Here is a 22,332-nt window from a genome sequence, read left to right on the forward strand (position 1 = left end):
AGTCGCTGAGGGTCACCTCTGTCCGGCGGGGGCGGGCGCGACCGCCCCGACCGCCCCGGACGCGCGGACGGCGCCCCGGTCGAGACCGGGACGCCGTGGTACCGCCGTGCGGATGATGCCTCGCCCTCGGGGGCCGCCCTCGGGGGCCGCCCCTCAGGGAAGCGTGTCGGGGAACGTCACGAACTGCGGCGGCGGCGCGCCGCGAACAGCATGCCGCCACCCGCGGCCATCATCCCGGCCGCGGTGCCGCCGTAGGCGAGGGCCTTCTCGCTGCCGGTCTGGGCCAGGGCGCGCTCGTGGCCCGGGTGGTGGGCCCCGCCGCGCCCGTCGTCCACCGCGCCGGTGCGGTCGAAGATCGGCGGGTACGCCCCGCGCCGCAGCACGTGGATGCGCGCGACGCAGGTGTGGCCGGAGCGCCAGCCGGTGAGCCTGAACTGGTGCCAGCCGCGAGCGAACCAGGGGATGCGGGTGTGGCCGTCGACCGTTCCGTCGTGGTGCGCGTGGCGCAGGGAGACCGGGAGCCGGTCCAGCGCCACGGAGATCCGCTCGCGGGGGGTGAATCCCGTGCCGTGGAAGTGCACCCTCTCCCCGACGTGCACCACGGTGGCGCTGAGCGTCAGGCACGACGGCGGTGGCGGGTACGCGGCGGCGTGGGCGGTCTGGGCTCCTACCAGTGGTGCGGCGACGAGCACGGCGGCGGACGCGGCCGATGCCAGTGCGACGCGCCACCTGGGCGATGACGTCATCTTGTTCACTCTCCTCGCTCCTCGAGTTCCTTCGGGCCAGGCGGCTGGCGCGTCGGCCGTGTTCGCGGTCCGTTCACCAGGGCGATCTACTCACTGGATCTAGATATATGGGATAAATGCGACATATCTAAGGCGGTTGACGGGGCGTCGCCCAGAAGCCACCGGATGGGGGAGCGGTGAGGGGCGTTCGGCGGGTCGACAGGGCCGGTGCCGGGGGTGTCTCCCCCGCTCGGAGGGTGCGAGTCCTTATCTTCGGCTGCGTGTAAAGGGAGCAGAACATCACAAAACGGATGGTTCCCGCGGTCCTATGAGGGGTGCAGCTTGGATCTCCACGGTTTCCTGAAGGCCCTTGCCAGACGCTGGCCGACCGTCGTGGCGTGCCTGGCCGTCGCGGTCGGGGCGGCGCTCGCCGTGACGGGCTTGAGCACCGCCGTCTACGAGGCCAGGACGCAGCTCTTCGTCGCCACGCGCACGGGCGCGGACACCGCCCAGCTGAACCAGGGGCAGAGCTTCTCGCAGGCGCGCGTGCAGTCGTACGCCGCGATCGTGACGACACGTCAGGTGACCGAGTCCGTGGTGCGGGAGCTGAAGCTGCCCGGCACACCGGAGGAACTGGCGTCCCGGATCACCGCCGTGGCCCCGCTCAACACGGTGCTCATCGACATCACCGTCAGGGACACCGTCCCCGCGCGGGCCGCCCGGGTCGCCAACGCCGTGGCGAAGCGGTTCAGCGAGGTCGTGGAGCACCTGGAGACCCCCAGGCGCCTGCCGGACTCGGACGACAAGCGGCACCGCAAGGCCGCCGCCCGGGACCAGGACGAGGTCTCACCCGTCTCCCTCGGGGTCACCCAGGAGGCCATCACCCCCACCGCGCCCGTCTCGCCCCGCCCGGTGCTGAACCTGGCCGCGGGGGTGCTCGGCGGGCTGCTGCTCGCCGCCGCGTTCGTCGCCCTGCGCGAGACGCTCGACACCACGCTCAAGACGAGCGAGGCGCTGGGCGAGTTCACCGCCCTGCCCGGCCTCGGCAGCATCCCCTACGACCGTGACGCGCCGAGGAGCCCGCTGATCACCGCGGACGTGCACTCCACACGCGCCGAGGCCTTCCGCAAGCTGCGCACCAACCTGCAGTTCTCCCGGGTGGACGACCCGCCGCGGATCATCGTGGTGACGAGTTCGGTGCCGGGCGAGGGCAAGACCAACACCGCCGTGAACCTCGCGCTCTCGCTCGCCGAGGCGGGCGTGGCCACCTGCCTGGTGGACGCGGACCTGCGCCGCCCGTGCGTGGCCCCGACCTTCGGCCTCGTCCAGGACGCCGGCCTGACCACGGTGCTCATCGGGCAGGCCCGGATCGAGGACGTGGTGCAGCAGGCGGTCGGCGGGCTCGCGGTGCTCACCAGCGGGCCCGTGCCGCCGAACCCCACGGAACTGCTCGCCTCGGCGCGCATGGAGGAGGTGCTGCGCGAACTGGCGGACACCTACCACGTGGTGATCGTCGACACCGCGCCGCTGCTGCCGGTCGCCGACACCGTGGGCCTCGCCTCGCTGGCGCAGGGCGCGCTGCTGGTCGTCCGGGCCGCGAAGACCAGGCGGGACCAGGTCCGCACCGCCGCCCAGTCGCTCGAACGGGTGGGCGTACGGGTCCTCGGCACCGTCTTCAGCGTGGCGCCGGTGCCCAAGGGCGGCGGCTACGGCCCCTACGGCCACTACGGCGAACTGCCCGCCCCCCGGGGCTCGACGGCGCGCACGGCGGCGGCGGGATCGCGGCGCGAGGGCGAGAAGTGACCCGGGTCCTGTTCGTCTGCACGGGCAACGTGCACCGCTCGGTGCTCGCCGAGCGGTTGCTCGCCGCGCGCCTGCCGGCCGGCTCGGCGGTGCGCGCGGAGAGCGCGGGCACCCTCGCGCACCGGCGGCCGGGGATGGAGAGCGGCACCCGGGCGGTGCTGGAGCGGCTGGGCGGGGACGGCCACGGCTTCTCGGCGCGCCCGCTCACCGGGCGGCTCGTCGCCGAGGCGTCGTTGGTGCTCGGGCTCGCGCGCGAGCACCGGGAGGCGGCCGTGCGGCTCGCGCCCGCGGCGATGCGGCGCTGCTTCACGCTGAAGGAGTTCGTGCGGCTGGCCGCGGCGGCGCCCGGCCGGGAGGAGGACCGGCGCGGCGACCGGGGCGGCGCGCCCGGTGCGGACGGCGGGCCGGGCGGCCGCGGGGTCCCGTGGACCGTGCGGCTGGCGACGGTGGACGGGCGGCACCGGATCGACACGCGTGCCCCGGCGGCGCGTGGGGAAGGTGCGGGCGGGGCGGGCCCTGCGGCCGGCTCGGGAACCGGCGGCGGCTTCGACCGCGTGGTGGCCGCCGCGGCCTCGCGCCGCGGCTCGGCCGGCGCGGTCCCCGAGGCCGAGGACGACGTCGCGGACCCCTGGGCGAAGCCGCACGACGTGCTCTACGCGTGCGCCCGGGAGATCGACCAGGCGGTGAGCCGACTGGCCCTGCTGCTGGGCGGCGGCCGTGAGGACGGGGCGAGCGCCTGACCGCGCGAGAGGCTCGGGCATGCCCTGAGCAGGCATTTTCTCGCGGTTGCCGAGCGATGCCGCCCATAAGTTGAGTCTTGTCGACTCAGGTCTGTTGACGGCGGGCGAACGGTCATGCATCCTTGAGCCTGTTCCACTCAAGTCAGCTGGAGGAATCAAAAATGGCACGTGCGGTCGGCATCGACCTGGGCACGACTAACTCCGTCGTCAGCGTTCTGGAGGGCGGCGAGCCCACCGTCATCACCAACGCAGAGGGCGCCAGGACCACGCCGTCCGTCGTCGCCTTCGCCAAGAACGGCGAGGTGCTCGTCGGCGAGGTGGCCAAGCGCCAGGCGGTCACCAACGTGGACCGGACCGTCCGGTCGGTCAAGCGCCACATGGGCACCGACTGGAAGATCAACCTGGACGGCAAGGACTTCAACCCGCAGCAGATGAGCGCCTTCATCCTGCAGAAGCTGAAGCGGGACGCCGAGTCGTACCTGGGCGAGAAGGTGACCGACGCGGTCATCACCGTCCCCGCGTACTTCAACGACTCGGAGCGCCAGGCCACCAAGGAGGCCGGCGAGATCGCGGGCCTGAACGTCCTGCGCATCGTCAACGAGCCGACGGCCGCCGCCCTGGCGTACGGCCTCGACAAGGACGACCAGACCATCCTCGTCTTCGACCTCGGTGGCGGCACCTTCGACGTGTCCCTCCTGGAGATCGGTGACGGCGTCGTCGAGGTGAAGGCCACCAACGGTGACAACCACCTCGGTGGTGACGACTGGGACCAGCGCGTCGTCGACTACCTGGTCAAGCAGTTCCAGTCCGGTCACGGCGTGGACCTGAGCAAGGACAAGATGGCCCTCCAGCGCCTCCGCGAGGCTGCCGAGAAGGCCAAGATCGAGCTCTCCTCCTCCACCGAGACCTCGATCAACCTGCCCTACATCACGGCCTCCGCCGAGGGCCCGCTGCACCTGGACGAGAAGCTCACCCGGGCTCAGTTCCAGCAGCTGACGGCCGACCTGCTGGAGCGCTGCAAGACGCCGTTCCACAACGTCATCAAGGACGCGGGCATCCAGCTCAGCGAGATCGACCACGTCGTCCTCGTCGGTGGCTCCACCCGTATGCCGGCCGTCGCCGAGCTCGTCAAGGAGCTGACCGGCGGCAAGGACGCCAACAAGGGCGTCAACCCGGACGAGGTCGTCGCCATCGGCGCCGCGCTCCAGGCCGGTGTCCTCAAGGGTGAGGTCAAGGACGTCCTGCTCCTCGACGTGACCCCGCTGTCCCTCGGTATCGAGACCAAGGGCGGCATCATGACCAAGCTCATCGAGCGCAACACCACGATCCCGACCAAGCGGTCCGAGATCTTCACGACGGCCGAGGACAACCAGCCGTCCGTGCAGATCCAGGTCTACCAGGGCGAGCGCGAGATCGCGGCGTACAACAAGAAGCTCGGCATGTTCGAGCTGACCGGTCTGCCCCCGGCGCCGCGCGGCGTCCCGCAGATCGAGGTCGCCTTCGACATCGACGCCAACGGCATCATGCACGTCACGGCGAAGGACCTCGGCACCGGCAAGGAGCAGAAGATGACCGTCACCGGCGGCTCCTCGCTGCCGAAGGACGAGGTCGACCGGATGCGCCAGGAGGCCGAGCAGTACGCGGAGGAGGACCACCGCCGCCGCGAGGCCGCCGAGACCCGCAACCAGGGCGAGCAGCTCGTCTACCAGACGGAGAAGTTCCTCAAGGACAACGAGGACAAGGTCCCCGCCGAGGTCAGGACCGAGGTCGAGGAGTCCGTCGCCGAGCTGAAGGAGAAGCTCAAGGGCGAGGACACCGCCGAGATCCGCACCGCCACCGAGAAGGTCGCGGCCGTCTCGCAGAAGCTCGGCCAGGCCATGTACGCCGACGCCCAGGCCGCTCAGGCCGCCGGCGGCGCCGGTGACGAGGCCGCCGGTGCCGGCCAGGCCAAGGCCGACGACGACGTCGTGGACGCCGAGATCGTCGACGAGGACCGCAAGGACGGTGCCGCGTGACGGAGGAGACCCCGGGCTTCGAGGAGAAGCCCGACGTCCCCTCCGGCGCCACCCCCGAGGACGCCGAGCCGCAGGCCGCCCCCTCCTCCGAGAAGGAGGCGGCGGCCCCGGCGGGGGACGCGAACGCGCAGAACGCCGGACTGGTGGCGCAGCTCGACCAGGTCCGCACGGCGCTCGGTGAGCGCACGGCAGACCTCCAGCGCCTCCAGGCGGAGTACCAGAACTACCGCCGCCGCGTCGAACGCGACCGGATCACGGTCAAGGAGATCGCCATCGCGAACCTCCTGACCGAGCTCCTGCCCGTGCTCGACGACATCGGCCGCGCCCGGGACCACAGCGAACTCGTCGGCGGCTTCAAGTCCGTCGCCGAGTCGCTGGAGACCATCGCGGCGAAGATGGGTCTGCAGCAGTTCGGCAAGGAGGGCGAGCCCTTCGACCCGACGATCCACGAGGCCCTGATGCACTCGTACGCGCCGGACGTCACCGAGACGACGTGCGTGGCGATCCTGCAGCCCGGGTACCGCTTCGGCGAGCGCACCATCCGCCCCGCGCGGGTGGCCGTCGCCGAACCGCAGCCGGGAGCGCAGACGGTCAAGGCGGAGGAGGCGTCCGAGCAGTCGGGCGACGACAAGGAGAGCGGTGGCCCGGACGAGGGCTGACGTGATCGCGTGGGGAGCCGGCCCAGGGCTCCCCACGCTCCTGGCCACGATGGACACCGAGTGGAAGGAGGGGCGTCGGGGATGAGCACCAAGGACTTCATCGAGAAGGACTACTACAAGGTTCTCGGCGTCCCCAAGGACGCGACCGAAGCCGAGATCAAGAAGGCGTACCGCAAGCTCGCCCGCGAGTTCCACCCGGACGCCAACAAGGGCAACACCAGGGCGGAGGAGCGCTTCAAGGAGATCTCCGAGGCGAACGACGTCCTCGGCGACGCCAAGAAGCGCAAGGAGTACGACGACGCGCGCGCCCTCTTCGGCAACGGCGGCTTCCGCCCCGGCCCCGGCGCCTCGGGAGGATCGTTCAACTTCGACCTGGGCGACCTCTTCGGAGGCCAGGGCGGGACGGCAGGCGGAGGGTTCGGCGGCGGCGGTATCGGCGACGTCTTCGGCGGCCTGTTCAACCGAGGCGGCGGCGCGGGCCCGCGGACGCAGCCGCGGCGCGGCCAGGACGTCGAGTCCGAGGTCACGCTGAGCTTCATGGAGGCGGTGGACGGCGCGACGGTCCCGCTGCGCATGTCCTCCCAGTCGCCCTGCAAGGCCTGTTCGGGCACCGGCGACAAGAACGGCACGCCCCGCGTGTGCCCGACCTGCGTCGGCACCGGCCAGGTGGCGCGCGGCTCGGGCGGCGGCTTCTCGCTGACCGACCCGTGCCCGGACTGCAAGGGCCGAGGCCTGATCGCCGAGCACCCCTGCGCGGAGTGCAAGGGCAGCGGCCGGGCGAAGTCGTCCCGGACCATGCAGGTCCGCATCCCCGCGGGCGTCACGGACGGGCAGCGCATCCGGCTGCGTGGCAAGGGCGCGCCCGGCGAGCGGGGCGGCCCGGCCGGCGACCTCTATGTCGTGGTGCACGTGGACGCGCACCCGGTCTTCGGCCGCAGGGGCGACAACCTGACGGTCACCGTCCCCGTGACCATCGCCGAGGCCGCGCTCGGCGCCGAGATCCGGGTGCCCACCCTCGGCGGGCCCCCGGTGACGCTGAAACTGCCCCCCGGCACCCCCGGCGGGCGCACCATGCGCGCCCGCGGCAAGGGAGCGGTCCGCAAGGACGGCACCCGGGGCGACCTCCTGGTCACCGTCGAGGTGAGTGTCCCGCAGGACGTCACGGGGAAGGCTCGTGACGCCCTGGAGGCGTATCGCGAGGCGACCGCGGACGAGGACCCGCGGGCCGAGCTGTTCCAGGCGGCGAAGGGAGCATGAGGAGATGGACGGCCGTCGACGCAACCCGTACGAACTGACCGAGGAAACCCCGGTCTACGTCATCTCGGTGGCGGCCCAGCTCTCCGGCCTGCACCCGCAGACCCTGCGCCAGTACGACCGCCTCGGACTGGTCTCCCCCGACCGCACCGCCGGCCGGGGCCGGCGCTACTCGGCCCGCGACATCGAACTGCTGCGCCAGGTGCAGCAGTTGTCGCAGGACGAGGGCATCAACCTGGCGGGCATCAAGCGCATCATCGAGCTGGAGAACCAGGTCGCCGCGCTCCAGTCCCGGGTCGCCGAGCTCCAGGACGCCCTGGAGGGCGCCGCGACGGCGATGCGCCAGCGCGAGGCGGCGGTGCACGCGTCGTACCGCCGTGACCTGGTGCCGTACCAGGAGGTCCAGCAGACCAGCGCGCTGGTCGTGTGGCGACCGCCGAAGCGGAAGCCGTAGCAGCGAGGTACGAGGGGCCGGAAGACCAGCGTCTTCCGGCCCCTCGTCGTGCGAAGGTCCGGAAACGGACTGGACGCCATACCTTCTTGGTCTTCACTTGACTTCCACGCGGATGCTGTTGCCATCTCGTTAACCGGTACTTCTTGACGGTGTGCACCGTCTCCGCGTTGGCTTTCAGCCATTGGGACGCAATGCTGCTCCCGCGCCCGGAAGGCACCTGTTGTGACTGTTCGTACCACCCGTAGGACTGTTGTGCGCCGTACCGCCATAGCCCTGGCCGCATCCACGGCGGCCGTCTCGCTCGCCGCATGCGGCGTCATCGACGGATCCGGGGGCGGCGGCTCAGCAACCCCGAAGAAGGGCGACGACATCACGGTGGGCCTCCTTCTGCCCGAGAAGGAGAACCCGAGGTACGAGAGCTTCGACTACCCCGACATCCAGAAGCAGGTCCTGTCCCTGACCCACGGCAAGGGCAAGGTCGACTACGCCAACGCCGAGCAGGACGCGGCCAAGCAGAGCCAGCAGCTCGACCAGATGATCGCCGACAAGGTCGACGTGCTGCTGGTGGACCCGGTGGACTCCAAGGCCATCGCGCCGGGCGTGCAGAAGGCGAAGGACGCGGGCATCCCCGTCATCGCCTACGACCGGCTCGCGCAGGGCCCGATCGACGCGTACATCTCCTTCGACAACGAGCTCGTCGGGGAGGTGCAGGGGCGCTCCCTCGCCGAGAAGCTCAACAACCCGTCCGGGACGAGCAAGATCGTCATGATGAACGGCTCGCCCACCGACCCGAACGCGGCGCAGTTCAAGGCGGGCGCGCTCAGCGAGCTCTCGGGCAAGGCGAACATCGTCAGGAAGTACGACACCAAGGACTGGAAGCCGGCCAACGCCAAGGCGAACATGCTGGACGCGATCAAGGCGGTCGGAGCGAACAGCATCTCCGGGGTGTACGCCGCGAACGACGGCATGGCCGGGGCGGTCATCGAGGCCCTCAAGGAGTCGGGCGTCACCCAGCTCCCGCCGGTGACCGGGCAGGACGCGTCGCTGGAGGCGGTGCAGCGGATCGTGTCGGGCGAGCAGTACATGAGCGTGTACAAGCCCTACCCGACGGAGGCGACCAACGCCGCGGAGATGGCGGTGGCCAAGGTCCAGGGCCGGGACATCGAGTTCGACGCGCTGACCCGCGACAAGGTCGACAGCCCGACCCAGAAGGACATCGCGGCGATGCTGGTGCCGGTGGTCGAGCTCACCCGCAAGAACATCAAGGACACGGTGCTCCAGGACGGCATCTACACCGTCAAGGACATCTGCACCCCCAAGTACCAGGCGGCCTGCGCGGCCATCAAGCTGGGCTGACCACCTGCCCCGTGCCCTGGAGCAGGGGCACGGGGCCCTGGTTGCGGACCCGCCCCGCTCCGCGCATAGTTGCGCTGCGAAGGCACGGTCACGCCTTCGCGGCATCGCCGCAGGAGCCAAAGCCAGGGGTGGAAGATGGCCGGGCACGGGACGGACGCGCATCCGCACGGCGCTGACCGCCTCTGCGAGACCGGGAACCGCGTGTACTCCCGCGCCGTACGCCGCGGCCGGGTTCCCCGCGCGGACGCCGACCCCGTCCCCTGCCTGCTGGAACTCGCGCTGCTGCACCCGGACCCGGACGACATGGACTGGCTGGTGCCGACCTCCCCGCAGGAGGTCATGACCCGGCTGCTGCGCGGCGTCCACGACGAGGTCAGCGCGAGCCAGGCCAGGATGGACGCGGCGGTGGCGGCGGCCGAGTGGTACGCCGGTCTCGGCGGCCACGGCGGCGAGCGCACGCCCCCGGAGGGTGTGGCGATCCGGGTCCTGGACGGGCTGCCGAGGATCCAGGCCGCGATGGACGAGGCCACCGAGCTGTGCGCGACGGAGGTGCTCACCGTCCAGCCGGGCGGCATCCGCCGCGAGGACGAGCTCTCCGAGGGCCTGCACCGGGCCCTGGAGATGCGCCGCAGAGGCGTCCGCATGCGCGACCTGTACACCCATGTCGCCCGCCACGGCCAGGGCCTGCACACCTACATGGAGCTGATGGGCGACGCGGCCGAGGCCCGCACCCTGGACGAGGTGCCCGAGCGTCTGATCGTCTTCGACCGCACGGTGGCCTTCGTCCCCGCGAACACCGACCGCACGATCGCGCTGGAGCTGCGCCACCCGGCGCTGGTCGACTACCTGGTGACGGTGTTCGAACGCCTGTGGCGGCTCGCGATCCCGCTCACCTCCCCGCTCCCGGACACGGGCATCGACGGCATCACCCACCGGGAGTGCTCGATCGCGGCGCTGCTCGCCGAGGGCCACCAGGACGCGGTGATCGCCGAACGGCTGGGCATCAGCGTCCGCACCTGCCGCGCGCACATCGCCCGGCTCTCGGAGACCCTGGGGGCGGCGAGCCGGACCCAGCTGGGTGTCCGCATCGCGCAGGAGGGGCTGGACGGCGCGGCGCGCCCGGTGGCGGCCGGGCCCATCGAGGTCGCGACCGGCCCGGGGCCGGCGCGGGGCGTCACCCGGGTGTCCCGCTCCCGGCTTCCTGGTCCTGGCTCAGGATCCCCGACTGTGCGATGAGGTAGCCGAGTTGGGCCCGGCTGCCGCTGCCGAGCGCGGAGGCGAGCTTGGCGATGTGGGCCCGGCAGGTGCGGACGTTCATCCCCAGCCGGCGCGCGATGGCCTCGTCCACATGGCCCTCGACCAGCAGCTTGGCGATGGAGTGCTGGATGTCGGTGATGCCGTCGGGCGCGGTCTCGTAGGGGGCGCCGGTGCTCAGCGGCACGGCGCGGGACCACATGAACTCGAAGACCTTGATCAGATAGCGCACCAGGCCCGGGTGGCGCAGCTCCAGGGCCACCTGGCGGTCGTCGCGGGTGGGAATGAAGGCGACCGTCTCGTCGCAGATGATGAGCCGCTCGACCAGTTCGTCGATCGTGCGGTACTCCACCTTGCCCTCGGCGAACTGGGACACGTACCCGATCGTCTCGGGCGAGAAGCGGGCCGTGTGCTGGTACAGGGTCCGGATGTTCACGCCGCGTTCGAGCAGGGGCCGGTCGCGCTCCAGGGCCTGGAGGAGGGTGTGCTCCAGGCGCCGGAAGCTCGGCTGCACGGTGAGCATCTCGGACCGGCAGCCGGCCGTGGCCAGGTCGAGCGCGGCGTTGATGCGGTCGAGTCCCTCCAGCACCGTGATCGAGTGCGTGGGCGCGGTCACCTGCGCGCTGAGGGTCATGAACGGCTCGAAGATTTCGGCCAGGTCCGTCGACAGGCGCCTGCGCTCGGAGATCTCGCGCTCCAGGGGGCTGAGCCGCTGGGCGAGCGCGACGGTGGGGGGAACCGGGCGAAGCCAGGTGGCGTCGTCAGGATCGGGGTGAAGGAGTGCGAACTCCATCAGACAGGGAGCGTCCTCCGCGTCGGCGCGGGCGATACGTCCCGTGCGCAGTGCGTTCGCGTAGAGGCGTTCCCCTTCCTCGCACAGCTCGGTCAAGGCGTGAGGATGTGGCGCTTTGGGCCGATTCATTGTCAAAGCTCCACCCCCCAGGGTCCTGAACGTGCAGGAACATGATGCACTGATTGTGTGGCCATGACGTGCCCGAATGAGCCATCGTCTTACTACAGGACGGGGGATTAGGGGACTTCAAGTGAGGACGAAGCCGACTATGGGTAAGAGAATGCTTCGCTCGGCGCTTGCCGTTATCTTCTCCGCCGGTGTGGCCATCGGTGTCATGAGTGGTCTCGCCGGTGCGGAGAACGCTGCGCCGACGGACAGCTCCTGGGGCGCGGCCGCTGTGAACGGCGTAGCGGGTCACGTCGGCGCCGTAACCCTGAGCGGCGCGGACGACAGTAGCTGGGGCTGACCGATGACCACTCCTCCGGACGACCGCTCATTCCGTCGGGAGATGGCCACGGCCTACCGCTCCGGCTGGCATTTCATCGACCTGGTCACCGCGGTCCCCCACAGCGGCGACTCACTGATGGTGACCGTCTTCGGTGAGCCGGTCGTCGTGACGCGGGACGAGGACGAGGACCTGCGGGCGTATCGGCTTCTGCGGCGGCCTCGGGGGGCGCCGCAGCCCGTACGATGCGCCATCCGGTACGGAATGATCTTTGTGAACCTGGACCAGCGCGACCACCGGCTGGTCGAGCCCGACACCTCCGACGTGAGGACCATCTCAGCCACCCCCCGCAGTGCCTGACGCGATTCCCCCGTCGCAAGAGATCGCCCAGGCACTTCCCCCCCGCAGCGGCGTCACCGTGACCTGAACACGGTGACGCCGCTGCATTTTGTGCGGGCATCTCCCAAATCCGTGGATTGGGTCAGCGCCCGGCTATGGCCGAAAAGCGATGTGTCCTCGGGGTGCGCCGCCGTGCCCCCGGAGCCGGCGCTCAGCCGCGTCCCAGGGCCCTGGTGAGCTCGATCTCGATCACGACCCGCGCCGGGTTGAGCCGGGGCGTGCGTCCGTACCGCTCGGTGTAGCGCCGCTCCGCGTCCGCGATCCGCTCCGGATCCGTCGAGACCCGTGCGCGGCCCTCCAGGGTCGCCCAGCGCCGCCCGTCCATCTGGCACACCGCGACCCGGACCCCCTCCGCGCCCGCCGCCGCCACGTACCGGGCCTTCGCGCTGGTCCCGCTCGTGATCACCCGGGCCAGCCGCGCCTCGGGCTCGTACGTCACTCCGACCGGGACGACGTGCGGGCTGCCGTCGGGGCGGAGCGTGGTCAGCGTGCACAGGTGCCGTTCCCGCCAGAAGGCCAGGTAGGAGGGGTCGGGTGTGCCGGGATCCGTGGGGGAGGAGCTCATGGGCCGGAACCTAGCCGGTCACCCGCCGGATCGCCCACTCGATCATCCGCGCGATCTCACCCCATCCTTGACTTGAGTGGGATAGACTCAACTTTGTGCAGGTTGCTCAAGTAAGGTGACGCCCGACGCGAGGAGGAGAAGGCGAACGTGGACGCCGAGCTGACCAACAGGAGCCGGGACGCGATCAACGCGGCCGGCGAGCGGGCCGTGGACAAGGGGAACCCGGACCTCACCCCCGCCCATCTGCTCCTGGCCCTGCTGGAGGGGCAGGACAACGAGAACATCACCGACCTGCTGGCCGCGGTCGAGGCGGACCTGGCGTCCGTGCGGTCCGGGGCCGAGCGCGTGCTCGCCGCGCTGCCCGGCGTCACCGGGTCGACCGTCGCCCCGCCCCAGCCCAACCGCGAACTGCTCGCCGTGATCGCCGACGCGGGCAGACGCGCCAAGGACCTCGGCGACGACTACGTCTCCACCGAGCACCTGCTCATCGGCACCGCCGCGAAGGGCGGCGCGGCGGGCGACGTACTCTCCCAGGCGGGAGCCGACGCCAGGAGGCTCCTCGACGCGTTCCAGAAGACCAGGGGAGGACGCCGGGTGACGACCCCGGACCCGGAGGGCCAGTACAAGGCCCTGGAGAAGTTCGGTACCGACTTCACCGCCGCCGCGCGCGACGGCAAGCTGGACCCGGTCATCGGCCGGGACCAGGAGATCCGCCGTGTCGTCCAGGTGCTGTCCCGCCGCACCAAGAACAACCCGGTGCTCATCGGTGAGCCCGGCGTCGGCAAGACGGCCGTCGTGGAGGGGCTCGCCCAGCGGATCGTGAAGGGCGACGTGCCCGAGTCCCTCAAGGACAAGCGGCTGGTCGCGCTCGACCTCGGCGCCATGGTGGCGGGCGCCAAGTACCGCGGCGAGTTCGAGGAGCGGCTGAAGACCGTCCTCGCCGAGATCAAGGACTCCGACGGCCAGATCATCACCTTCATCGACGAGCTGCACACCGTGGTGGGCGCCGGCGCCGGCGGCGACTCCGCGATGGACGCGGGCAACATGCTCAAGCCGATGTTGGCCCGTGGCGAGCTGCGCATGGTCGGTGCCACCACGCTGGACGAGTACCGCGAGCGGATCGAGAAGGACCCGGCGCTGGAGCGGCGCTTCCAGCAGGTGCTGGTCGCCGAGCCGACCGTCGAGGACACCATCGCGATCCTGCGCGGTCTCAAGGGCCGCTACGAGGCCCATCACAAGGTGCAGATCGCGGACAGCGCCCTGGTCGCCGCGGCCACCCTCTCCGACCGGTACATCACCTCCCGCTTCCTGCCCGACAAGGCCATCGACCTGGTGGACGAGTCGGCCTCCCGGCTGCGGATGGAGATCGACTCCTCGCCGGTCGAGATCGACGAGCTCCAGCGCGCCGTGGACCGGCTGCGCATGGAGGAGCTGGCGATCGGCAAGGAGACCGACCAGGCCTCCAGGGAGCGCCTGGACAAGCTGCGCCGCGACCTCGCCGACAAGGAGGAGGAGCTGCGGGGCCTGACCGCCCGCTGGGAGAAGGAGAAGCAGTCCCTCAACCGGGTCGGCGAACTCAAGGAGAAGCTGGACGACCTGCGCGGCCAGGCCGAACGCGCCCAGCGCGACGGCGACTTCGACTCCGCCTCCAAGCTGCTGTACGGCGAGATCCCGGGCCTGGAGAAGGAGCTGGAGGCGGCCTCCGAGGCCGAGGAGGAGGCCTCCAAGGACACGATGGTCAAGGACCAGGTCGGGCCCGACGACATCGCGGACGTCGTCGCCTCCTGGACCGGCATCCCCGCCGGACGGCTGCTGGAGGGCGAGACGCAGAAGCTGCTGCGCATGGAGGAGGAGATCGGCAGGCGGCTGATCGGCCAGTCCGAGGCCGTACGCGCCGTGTCGGACGCCGTACGCCGCAGCCGCGCCGGGATCTCCGACCCCGACCGCCCCACCGGCTCGTTCCTCTTCCTCGGCCCCACCGGCGTCGGCAAGACCGAACTGGCCAAGGCGCTGGCCGACTTCCTCTTCGACGACGAGCGGGCGATGGTCCGCATCGACATGTCGGAGTACAGCGAGAAGCACAGCGTGGCCCGCCTGGTCGGCGCCCCGCCCGGATACGTGGGCTACGAGGAGGGCGGCCAGCTCACCGAGGCCGTGCGCCGCCGCCCGTACAGCGTGGTGCTCCTGGACGAGGTGGAGAAGGCGCACCCCGAGGTCTTCGACATCCTGCTCCAGGTGCTGGACGACGGCCGCCTGACGGACGGCCAGGGCCGTACGGTCGACTTCCGCAACGTCATCCTCGTCCTGACCTCCAACCTGGGCAGCCAGTTCCTGGTCGACCCGGTGACCAGCGAGGAGGAGAAGCGGCAGCAGGTCCTGGAGGTGGTCCGCGCCTCCTTCAAGCCGGAGTTCCTCAACCGGCTCGACGACCTGGTGGTGTTCTCGGCGCTGGCGAGGGACGAGCTGGCCCGGATCGCCCAGCTCCAGATCGACCGCCTTGCCCGCCGGCTGGCCGAGCGGCGCCTCAGCCTTGAGATCACGCCGGCGGCGCTGGCCTGGCTCGCCGACGAGGGCAACGATCCGGCCTACGGGGCCCGGCCGCTGCGCCGCCTGGTGCAGACCGCCATCGGCGACCGGCTGGCCAAGGAGATCCTGTCCGGAGAGATCAGGGACGGCGACACGGTCCGGGTGGACACCTTCGGCGAGGGCCTGCTCGTGGGCCCGGCCACGGACGGGAACGGGACCGGGCAGACCGGGACCGGGCAGACCGGGACCGAGGCCGTGTCGCTGTGACGCTCAGGTCGTGAAGGCGGTGAAGCGTACGAGGGCCCGGTCCGGGCCCTCGTACGTGACGTCGACTCGCACCGAGTCCGCCCCGAACCCGGCGCCGGCGGCCCCGGGGACACGGCCCGCCCAGTCCCCGTCGCCCTCCGTGAAGCCAAGGCTCAGGCACAGGTCAGCGGAGCCGTCGCGGCAGGGGTCCTCGTACGCGCTCGGCGGCGCCTTGGGATAGGTGGCTCTCAGCCAGTCGCGCACCGCCGCCCTCGGCATGCGGAATCCGGCCTCGTGGTCGGTGTCCGTCCAGGCCCGCACGGAGCAGTCCGTGTCGTACGCCCCCTCCGGCAGCCTCGCGCCGCCGAAGGCGAGCGCGTCGGCGCAGGACGCCCTCTGCCCGGCGAGGGGATCGAAGGTCGCGAGCCGCCACCCGAACCACGCCAGCCCGATCGCGCACAGCACGCCGATCGTGCCCATCACCCTGCCGGCGATCGTGTTCGCCCGCCCGTGCGCCATGAGGGCCTCCCCGCCCGTGGGACGCCGAATCCCCACCCGTCGGGCCGGATCATGTCAGCCTATGGCTGACAGGTCACGTCAGGGCTTGCCACTTCCCTCCCCGGATGGGGGAGGATGGCGAGATCCGTATGAAGGGAAAAACACGGTGAGCATCGACCCGTCCTCGATTCCGAACTTCGGGGGCCAGCCCGAGCCGCAGCCCCAAGGACCGGCGGGCCCCGTCGTCCCGGATCAGGACCTTGTGAAGCAGCTCCTGGAGCAGATGGAGCTCAAGCACCTCGTGGACGAGGAGGGAGACCTCGTCGCGCCGTGGGAGCAGTTCCGCACGTACTTCATGTTCCGCGGTGAGGACGACCAGCAGGTCTTCTCGGTACGGACGTTCTACGACCGGCCGCACAAGATCGACGAGAAGCCGCAGCTGCTGGAGTCCCTCGACGACTGGAACCGGCGCACGCTGTGGCCCAAGGTGTACACGCACACGCACGACGACGGCACGGTCCGCCTCATCGGTGAGGCGCAGATGCTGATCGGCACGGGCGTGAGCCTGGAGCACTTCGTCTCCTCCACCGTCAGCTGGGTGCGCGCCGCCATCGAGTTCGACCGGTGGCTCGTGGAGCAGCTCGGCCTCACGGAGGACGTCGACACCTCGGAGAAGCCCGGGGAGCCCGGGTCCGGGGAAGAGACCGACGGAGAGTAGCTCCGTCCCCGTCCCCTGTCACAGGGGCGACCGGGCCACCACCAGGAGGTAGGCCCCGTAGACGAACGAGAGCCCGGCCAGGGCGCCCCCCATCACGGTGGCGTGCCAGGGCCGGGCTCTCGCCGTGCGCACCAGCGCCCGCGCCACCGGGATCAGCAGCGGGTACGCCGGCAGCAGGAAGCGCGGCTTGGACTCGAAGAACCCGGACCCGCCGAGCGCGACGAGCAGCAGCAGACCGCTGTAGACGACCAGCGGCAGCGGCGCCCGGTCGGCGAGCAGCAGGGCGAAGAGCACGGCGCCCGCCGCCACCACCAGCAGCGCCATCACGGACACCACGCGCGTCTCGTGCCGCGCCATGTGCTGGGCGAAGTGGAGCGAACCCCGCCCGAAGTCGAAGCGCGAGCCCCACAGCCGCTGGACGGTGAAGTAGCCGCCGAGCGGGTCGCCCCTGCGGTGGCCCACCCACAGCACGTAGCCGCACCAGCCGAGCGGGGCGAGCGCCGCGCCCGCCCACAGCCTGGGGGAGATGCCGCGCCCCCGGGCGCGCCACACCTCCTGGGCCGCCGCCGCGAGGACCGCCGCGGCCACCGCGAAGCCGTTGGGCCGGGACAGGCCGGCGAGGGCGGCGAGGGTGCCCGCCCACAGCCAGCGCCCGGTGACGACCGCGTACAGCGACCAGGCCGCGAACGCGATCAGCAACGGCTCGGTGTACGCCATCGTCAGCACGACGGAGTGCGGGAGCAGGCCCCACAGCGCGACGAGGACGGTGCCCACGGCACGGCCGTACAGCCGGGTGCCGAGCAGGTACACGCCGTACGCGGCGACCAGGGCGGCCGTCCAGGACACCAGCAGGGCCGAGGTGATGCCGTGGAGCGGGGTGAACACGGTCAGGGCGCGGATCATCGCCGGGTACAGAGGGAAGAAGGCCAGGTCGTTGTGGATGGCGTCGGCGGTGTGCTGGTCGAGCCCGTAGCCGCGCTCGGCGATCCGCACGTACCAGACGGAGTCCCACGAGTGCCCGAGCAGCAGCAGAGGCCGCCTGACCAGGCCCCCGGAGGCGGCGGCGAGCACCAGGGCGCCGCACACGCGGACGGCCGCGAAGAGCCCGAGGGCGCCGAGCGCCGAGGTGGGCAGGCGTCCGGCTCCGGCCGGTCGGACAAGGTCACGGTCTCCCGAGCCCCCGGCGGCGGGGGCCGGGGCGGTACTGGCGTGGGTCACAACCGCACCTTGCGCCGCCCCCGCCCGTTTCGCGATCCGCGCAGGTCCGCACGGACGGAATTGCCACCCCTTGGTGTGCCGGGGCGCGGTGGGGTGTGGCGGGTCCGGCCCATGCGTGGTCACGCCCCGGGCGGGGGGCCCGGGCCCGTGCGGCGCCGCTCCCGCGCCCCGTCGGGGGGAGCGGTCAGGGGGCCAGCCGCTCCAGGCGGGCGACCGCCTCGTCCAGCACGCTCTTCCGCTTGCAGAACGCGAACCGGACGAACGGGGCTCCCGCCTCGCGGTGGTCGTAGAAGACGGCGTTCGGGATGGCGACCACGCCCGCGCGTTCGGGCAGGGCGCGGCAGAAGGCGAAGCCGTCGCGCTCGCCGAGGGGGCGGATGTCGGTGGTGACGAAGTACGTGCCCGCGGGGCGGAACACCTCGAACCCCGCCCGGCCGAGCCCGGCCGCGAGCAGGTCCCGCCTGGCCCGCATGTCCGCGCGGAACTCCTCGAAGTAGCTGTCCGGCAGCGCCAGCGCCTCGGCGACGGCGTACTGGAACGGCCCGGAGGCCACATAGGTCAGGAACTGCTTGGCCGAGCGCACCGCGGTCACGAGCGGGGCCGCCGCCGTGACCCAGCCGACCTTCCAGCCCGTGAACGAGAACGTCTTGCCGGCCGAGCCGATGGTGACCGTGCGCTCGCGCATGCCGGGGAAGGTGGCGAGGGGGACGTGCTCGGCGTCGTCGAAGACCAGGTGCTCGTACACCTCGTCGGTGACGACCAGCAGATCGCGTTCGACGGCGAGCGCCGCGACGGCCGCCAGCTCCTCGCGGCTGAGCACGGTGCCCGTCGGGTTGTGCGGGGTGTTGATCAGCAGCAGCCGGGTGCGGTCGGTGACCGCGTCGCGCAGCTCGTCCAGGTCGAGCCGGAAGGCGCCCTCGTGCGGGCGCAGGGTGACGGGCACGCGCCGGCCGCCCGCCATGGCGATCGAGGCGGCGTAGGAGTCGTAGTACGGCTCCAGGGCGATCACCTCGTCGCCGGGTTCCAGGAGGGCCAGCAGGGCCGCGGCGATCGCCTCGGTCGCGCCGGCGGTGACGAGCACCTCGGTCCCGGGGTCGTACGACAGCCCGTAGCGCCGCAGCTGGTGCGCGGCGACGGCCTCGCGCAGCTCGGGCACGCCGGGGCCCGGCGGGTACTGGTTGCCGCGCCCGTCGCGCAGCGCCCGTACGGCCGCCTCGCGCACCTCCTCGGGGCCGTCGGTGTCGGGGAAGCCCTGGCCGAGGTTGATGGACCCCGTGCTCACGGCGAGGGCCGACATCTCGGCGAAGATCGTCGTCCCGAACTCGGCGAGACGGCGGTTGAGGAGGGGACGCGCGCTGGAGGTCGTCATGGCGGTCATCCTGCGCCGAAGCTCTGGAGTTCCTCAACTCTGCTTTGGGCCGCGCCGGGCACGGGCATCTCCCGGTCACCCCGGGAGGAAGACGGGCCCACGGGGGGCCGGTCCGGGGCATGCGAGTCGCACGGGCACCGCCTGCGGACCGCATGGGACACCGTAGGGGAAAGGGGGACTGCGCCATGATCCTGGGCGTATTCCTGGTGGTCGCGTTCTTCGTGGTCTTCGCGGCTCTCGCGAAGGCCGGGCGCAGGAGCGGGGGCGACGCGAAGGCGGGTCCGCGCGGCCGCGGCGGGTCGCGGTCGGGCGACGGCGGCAGCTGGTGGGCGGGGTCGACCGACGGCGGATCGTCGGGCGGCCACCACTCCGGAGGTCACCACTCGGGCGGTCACCACTCCGGCGGAGGTCACTCGGGCGGCCACCACTCGTGCGGCGGGGGCCACTCGTGCGGCGGTCACTCCTCGTGCGGAGGGGGCGGCTGCGGCTCCAGCTGACGGGAGTGCCGAGGGCTCCACGAGCCGAGCGGACCGCGCGCAGGACGCGCGGGAACCATGTCGAGTGCCCGCCGCGGGAAGCGCGGCGGGCACGCTGTGTTTCACCCGGCAGTGGGGCGCGAGGGCGTGTGCCGCGGGCGCTTCCCGTAGTGCGTGCGCCTGCCGCCGGACCGGCGAACCGACGCCGACCTGCGGGTCAACGAGCTTGCACAACAAGGTGGTTGAACAGTTGCGCAAGTGTGCCCCCGGTGGGATGGAAACCCTATGAACTTGGGTAAAAATGGTGTGGTGACGGCGCGGTTCGTGATTCCCTCTCAATCACCAACAAAGCTCCCGGATCCCCGTCCAGCAGGCGTTTTCGCCCGGACAGGCCGAGCAGGCCGCGTCCCAGGTGCCGACCGTGGCGCGCCGGAGCTCTCCCCATCTTTCGCGTGCTAGCGGAGCCGATCCATGCTCACGACCCTCAACACCTCCTACACCGACACACGCGCCGCCGACCTCGCCTGGACCCTCGGGCGCGAGCCGCTGCCCGCGCTCGCCACACTCGATCTCGAACTCGACGGAGCTCATTGTCAGTTGAGACTCCTCGGCGCGTCCCACCAGGTCATCCTGGAGGAGGACCGGGGCACCTGCTCGGAGACGGTGGCGTGCATCGCGGGCTCCAGCGCCCCCCTGCCGCTCGGCGTCGCCAAACGCGTCGGCGACTGGGAGTACGAGTTCGCGGCCCGGGTCGAACTCCTGTCGCCCGGCTCCTTCGCGGGCCGCGCCCAGGAGTTGCTGGCCCTCGTCTCGGACCACCCGCACGGCCTGGCGGGCGTCTTCCCCGGCAGTCCGCACGCGTTCACCGCGATGCTGGCGCATCGCCATGAGGGCCAGGTCCACTGGCGCACCTGGCACGCGTATCCGCAGGACGGCCAGTTGGTGGCGACCAGGACCCGCGTCGGCGTGCGGGTGCCGGCGGCCCAGCTGAGCGGGTCGGGCGTCTGAGGCGTCCGGCACCGCCGACACCCGGTGGCCGAAACGCGCGGTGTCGTCGCCGGAGCCGACAGTTCCACACGTGTGGGTGACAAGGTCGAGCGTATGCGTCACGTAGCGTTCCGATGGTGATCGAACCGCACGCGCATGCGCCACCCGGCGTGCCGCGCCACCCGGGCGAGGCCGGCCCCGAGCAGGCGCGGCTTCCCGTACGGCCCGGCACGGGGCGGTTCCTCGTCCTCCTCGGCGTCTTCGTCTGCGCGGCCTGCGGCCTGGTCTACGAACTCGAACTGGTCGCCCTGGCCTCCTACTTGATCGGCGACTCGGTCACCCAGGCCTCGGTCGTGCTCTCGGTGATGGTCTTCGCCATGGGGATCGGCTCGCTCGCCGCCAAGCGGTTGCGCCATCGCGCCGCCGCGGGCTTCGGCGCGGTGGAGGCGGCGCTCGCGCTGGTCGGCGGCTGCAGCGCGATCGCCCTCTACGCGGTCTTCGCCTGGAGCGGCGACTGGGTCGGCCTCGGCTCCGGCGGCCCGCGCTGGCTGCTGGTGGCCTTCTCGCTCGCCATCGGCCTGCTCATCGGCGCCGAGATCCCGCTGCTGATGGAGCTGATCCAGCGCATCCGGTGCCAGGACGCGGGCGGCGCGGTCGCGGACCTGTTCGCCGCCGACTACGTGGGCGCGCTGGTCGGCGGCCTCGCCTTCCCCTTCCTGCTGCTGCCGCAGTTCGGCCAGCTCACCGGCGCCCTGCTGACCGGCATGGTCAACGCGGCCGCCGGGGGCGCCCTCGCGCTCGGCCTGTTCCGGCGGGACCTGACCCGGCGCGGCCGCTGGCTGCTGCTGATCGCCAACGTCGTCGTGCTGAGCGTGCTCGCCGCGGCGACGGCCCTGGTCGACGACTTCGAACGGGCCGCGCGCCAGGCGGTGTACGGCGGGCACGTCCGGGTCGCGCTGCGCACCGGCGTCCAGGAGGTGGTGCTGACGGGCGGAACCGACGGCCGCCCTCTGGACCTCTTCCTCGACGGCCGGCTGCGGGTGAACGGTGACGACGAGCGGGCCTATCACGAGGCGCTCGTCCACCCCGCGCTCAGCGGCGGCCCGCACGCGCGCGTGCTCGTCCTCGGCGGCGGCGACGGTCTCGCCGCGCGCGAGGTGCTGAGGCATCCGGGGGTGCGCCGGGTCGATCTGGTCGACCCCGACCCGGGACTGGTGCGGCTGGCCCGCCGCGACCCCGCCCTGTCCGCGCTGAACGGCCACGCCCTGACCGACCGCCGCGTCCACGTGGCCGCGGCGGGCCCCTTCCGCTGGTTGCGGGACACCCGGCGGACCTATGACGTGGTGATCGCGGACCTGCCCGACCCGGGGAGCACGTCCAGCACCAAGCTCTACTCGCAGGAGTTCTACGGCCTGGCCCGCCGCGCCCTCGCGCCCGGAGGCCGGCTGGTGGTGCACGCGGGGCCGGTGACCGCCCGCCCGCGCGCCTTCTGGACGGTCGAGGCGACGATACGGGCGGCCGGGCTGAGCACGGTGCCGTACCGTGTCGCCGACCTGGCCCCGGCCCCCGCGACCGGTCTCGCCCGCGCGGCCCTGCCCCTGTCCGGCGCCGCCTGCGACGACTGGGGGTTCGTGCTCGCCGCACGCGCCCGCCCGGTGCTGACGCTGGACCCCCACGAGCCGCCCTCGGGCACCCTGAGCCGGGCCGCGCTGCGGGCGGACGCGCGCGCGGCGGCACGCACCCGGGTGCCCGGGCTGCCGCCGTCGACGCTGGTGCACCCGAGATACCTGGACTGAGGGCACGAATCACGTGGGACAGGGGCGCGTCCGTGG

20 protein-coding genes are annotated in these 22,332 nt (G+C 71.9%); 14 read left to right on the forward strand and 6 right to left on the reverse strand.

The genetic code is table 11. The features are described from left to right. Positions 1-176: 176 nt before the first annotated feature. Positions 177-746, reverse strand: a complete 570-nt coding sequence (locus AB0C59_RS08600; RefSeq protein WP_363002007.1) for an LPXTG cell wall anchor domain-containing protein — start codon at positions 744-746, stop codon at positions 177-179. A 321-nt stretch (positions 747-1,067) separates the two neighbouring features. Between AB0C59_RS08600 and AB0C59_RS08605 the strand changes: the two genes are divergently transcribed. The 8 genes from AB0C59_RS08605 to AB0C59_RS08640 all read left to right on the forward strand — a co-directional run bounded on the left by AB0C59_RS08605 (position 1,068) and on the right by AB0C59_RS08640 (position 10,242). Further along, positions 1,068-2,528 carry a polysaccharide biosynthesis tyrosine autokinase gene (locus AB0C59_RS08605; protein WP_363002009.1) on the forward strand — a complete coding sequence of 487 codons (1,461 nt, stop codon included), beginning with the start codon at positions 1,068-1,070 and terminating at the stop codon, positions 2,526-2,528. After that, positions 2,525-3,268 (forward strand): hypothetical protein, encoded by a 744-nt coding sequence (locus AB0C59_RS08610; RefSeq protein ID WP_363002011.1) that lies wholly within the window; start codon positions 2,525-2,527, stop codon positions 3,266-3,268. Before AB0C59_RS08605 ends, AB0C59_RS08610 begins: the two co-directional genes overlap by 4 nt. Before the next feature lie 161 nt (positions 3,269-3,429). Beyond that, positions 3,430-5,283 (forward strand): molecular chaperone DnaK, encoded by a 1,854-nt coding sequence (gene dnaK, locus AB0C59_RS08615; RefSeq protein ID WP_363002013.1) that lies wholly within the window; start codon positions 3,430-3,432, stop codon positions 5,281-5,283. Next, positions 5,280-5,942 (forward strand): nucleotide exchange factor GrpE, encoded by a 663-nt coding sequence (gene grpE, locus AB0C59_RS08620; protein WP_363002015.1) that lies wholly within the window; start codon positions 5,280-5,282, stop codon positions 5,940-5,942. The genes dnaK and grpE overlap by 4 nt, the downstream gene beginning before the upstream one ends. Before the next feature lie 81 nt (positions 5,943-6,023). Then, on the forward strand, positions 6,024-7,199 hold the full coding sequence (gene dnaJ / locus AB0C59_RS08625) for a molecular chaperone DnaJ (RefSeq protein ID WP_363002017.1): 1,176 nt from the start codon (positions 6,024-6,026) through the stop codon (positions 7,197-7,199). Between the two features lie 4 nt (positions 7,200-7,203). After that, the gene (locus tag AB0C59_RS08630) at positions 7,204-7,650 is read left to right on the forward strand and encodes a helix-turn-helix domain-containing protein (RefSeq protein ID WP_363002019.1); all 447 of its coding nucleotides are present in this window, start codon (positions 7,204-7,206) and stop codon (positions 7,648-7,650) included. A 252-nt stretch (positions 7,651-7,902) separates the two neighbouring features. Next, positions 7,903-9,006, forward strand: a complete 1,104-nt coding sequence (locus tag AB0C59_RS08635; protein WP_363002021.1) for a substrate-binding domain-containing protein — start codon at positions 7,903-7,905, stop codon at positions 9,004-9,006. A 135-nt stretch (positions 9,007-9,141) separates the two neighbouring features. Continuing rightward, a complete protein-coding gene (locus AB0C59_RS08640; protein WP_363002023.1) occupies positions 9,142-10,242 on the forward strand; it encodes a LuxR C-terminal-related transcriptional regulator in 1,101 nt (366 codons plus the stop codon). Here AB0C59_RS08640 and AB0C59_RS08645 read toward each other — a convergent pair. Beyond that, a complete protein-coding gene (locus AB0C59_RS08645; RefSeq protein WP_363002025.1) occupies positions 10,181-11,182 on the reverse strand; it encodes a helix-turn-helix transcriptional regulator in 1,002 nt (333 codons plus the stop codon). The genes AB0C59_RS08640 and AB0C59_RS08645 overlap by 62 nt on opposite strands. Before the next feature lie 340 nt (positions 11,183-11,522). Between AB0C59_RS08645 and AB0C59_RS08650 the strand changes: the two genes are divergently transcribed. Next, positions 11,523-11,858, forward strand: a complete 336-nt coding sequence (locus tag AB0C59_RS08650; protein ID WP_363002027.1) for a hypothetical protein — start codon at positions 11,523-11,525, stop codon at positions 11,856-11,858. Between the two features lie 190 nt (positions 11,859-12,048). On the opposite strand, the gene AB0C59_RS08655 is transcribed toward AB0C59_RS08650, so the two are convergent. Further along, entirely contained in the window at positions 12,049-12,462 is a 414-nt protein-coding gene (locus tag AB0C59_RS08655; protein WP_363002029.1) for a TIGR03618 family F420-dependent PPOX class oxidoreductase, read from the reverse strand. A gap of 147 nt (positions 12,463-12,609) precedes the next feature. Between AB0C59_RS08655 and clpB the strand changes: the two genes are divergently transcribed. Beyond that, positions 12,610-15,255, forward strand: coding sequence for an ATP-dependent chaperone ClpB (gene clpB / locus AB0C59_RS08660; protein WP_363002030.1), 2,646 nt, complete (start codon positions 12,610-12,612; stop codon positions 15,253-15,255). 3 nt (positions 15,256-15,258) lie between these two features. Here clpB and AB0C59_RS08665 read toward each other — a convergent pair whose 3' ends face one another. Further along, positions 15,259-15,753 carry a hypothetical protein gene (locus AB0C59_RS08665; RefSeq protein ID WP_363002032.1) on the reverse strand — a complete coding sequence of 165 codons (495 nt, stop codon included), beginning with the start codon at positions 15,751-15,753 and terminating at the stop codon, positions 15,259-15,261. A gap of 145 nt (positions 15,754-15,898) precedes the next feature. Between AB0C59_RS08665 and AB0C59_RS08670 the strand changes: the two genes are divergently transcribed. Beyond that, the gene (locus AB0C59_RS08670) at positions 15,899-16,450 is read left to right on the forward strand and encodes a YbjN domain-containing protein (protein WP_363002034.1); all 552 of its coding nucleotides are present in this window, start codon (positions 15,899-15,901) and stop codon (positions 16,448-16,450) included. A gap of 18 nt (positions 16,451-16,468) precedes the next feature. Here AB0C59_RS08670 and AB0C59_RS08675 read toward each other — a convergent pair whose 3' ends face one another. Next, positions 16,469-17,584, reverse strand: coding sequence for a mannosyltransferase family protein (locus tag AB0C59_RS08675; RefSeq protein WP_363002394.1), 1,116 nt, complete (start codon positions 17,582-17,584; stop codon positions 16,469-16,471). Between the two features lie 268 nt (positions 17,585-17,852). Further along, entirely contained in the window at positions 17,853-19,046 is a 1,194-nt protein-coding gene (locus AB0C59_RS08680) for a pyridoxal phosphate-dependent aminotransferase (protein ID WP_363002036.1), read from the reverse strand. A 176-nt stretch (positions 19,047-19,222) separates the two neighbouring features. Between AB0C59_RS08680 and AB0C59_RS08685 the strand changes: the two genes are divergently transcribed. The 3 genes from AB0C59_RS08685 (at position 19,223) to AB0C59_RS08695 (ending at position 22,296) form a co-directional block, all read left to right on the forward strand. Continuing rightward, positions 19,223-19,534, forward strand: a complete 312-nt coding sequence (locus AB0C59_RS08685; protein WP_363002038.1) for a hypothetical protein — start codon at positions 19,223-19,225, stop codon at positions 19,532-19,534. A 450-nt stretch (positions 19,535-19,984) separates the two neighbouring features. After that, on the forward strand, positions 19,985-20,521 hold the full coding sequence (locus tag AB0C59_RS08690; RefSeq protein WP_363002040.1) for a DUF2617 family protein: 537 nt from the start codon (positions 19,985-19,987) through the stop codon (positions 20,519-20,521). A 116-nt stretch (positions 20,522-20,637) separates the two neighbouring features. Further along, positions 20,638-22,296, forward strand: coding sequence for a polyamine aminopropyltransferase (locus AB0C59_RS08695; protein WP_363002396.1), 1,659 nt, complete (start codon positions 20,638-20,640; stop codon positions 22,294-22,296). The last annotated feature ends 36 nt before the right edge of the window (positions 22,297-22,332 follow it).

The sequence above is a fragment of the Streptomyces sp. NPDC048664 genome (genome assembly GCF_040650555.1).
GTDB lineage: Bacteria > Actinomycetota > Actinomycetes > Streptomycetales > Streptomycetaceae > Streptomyces.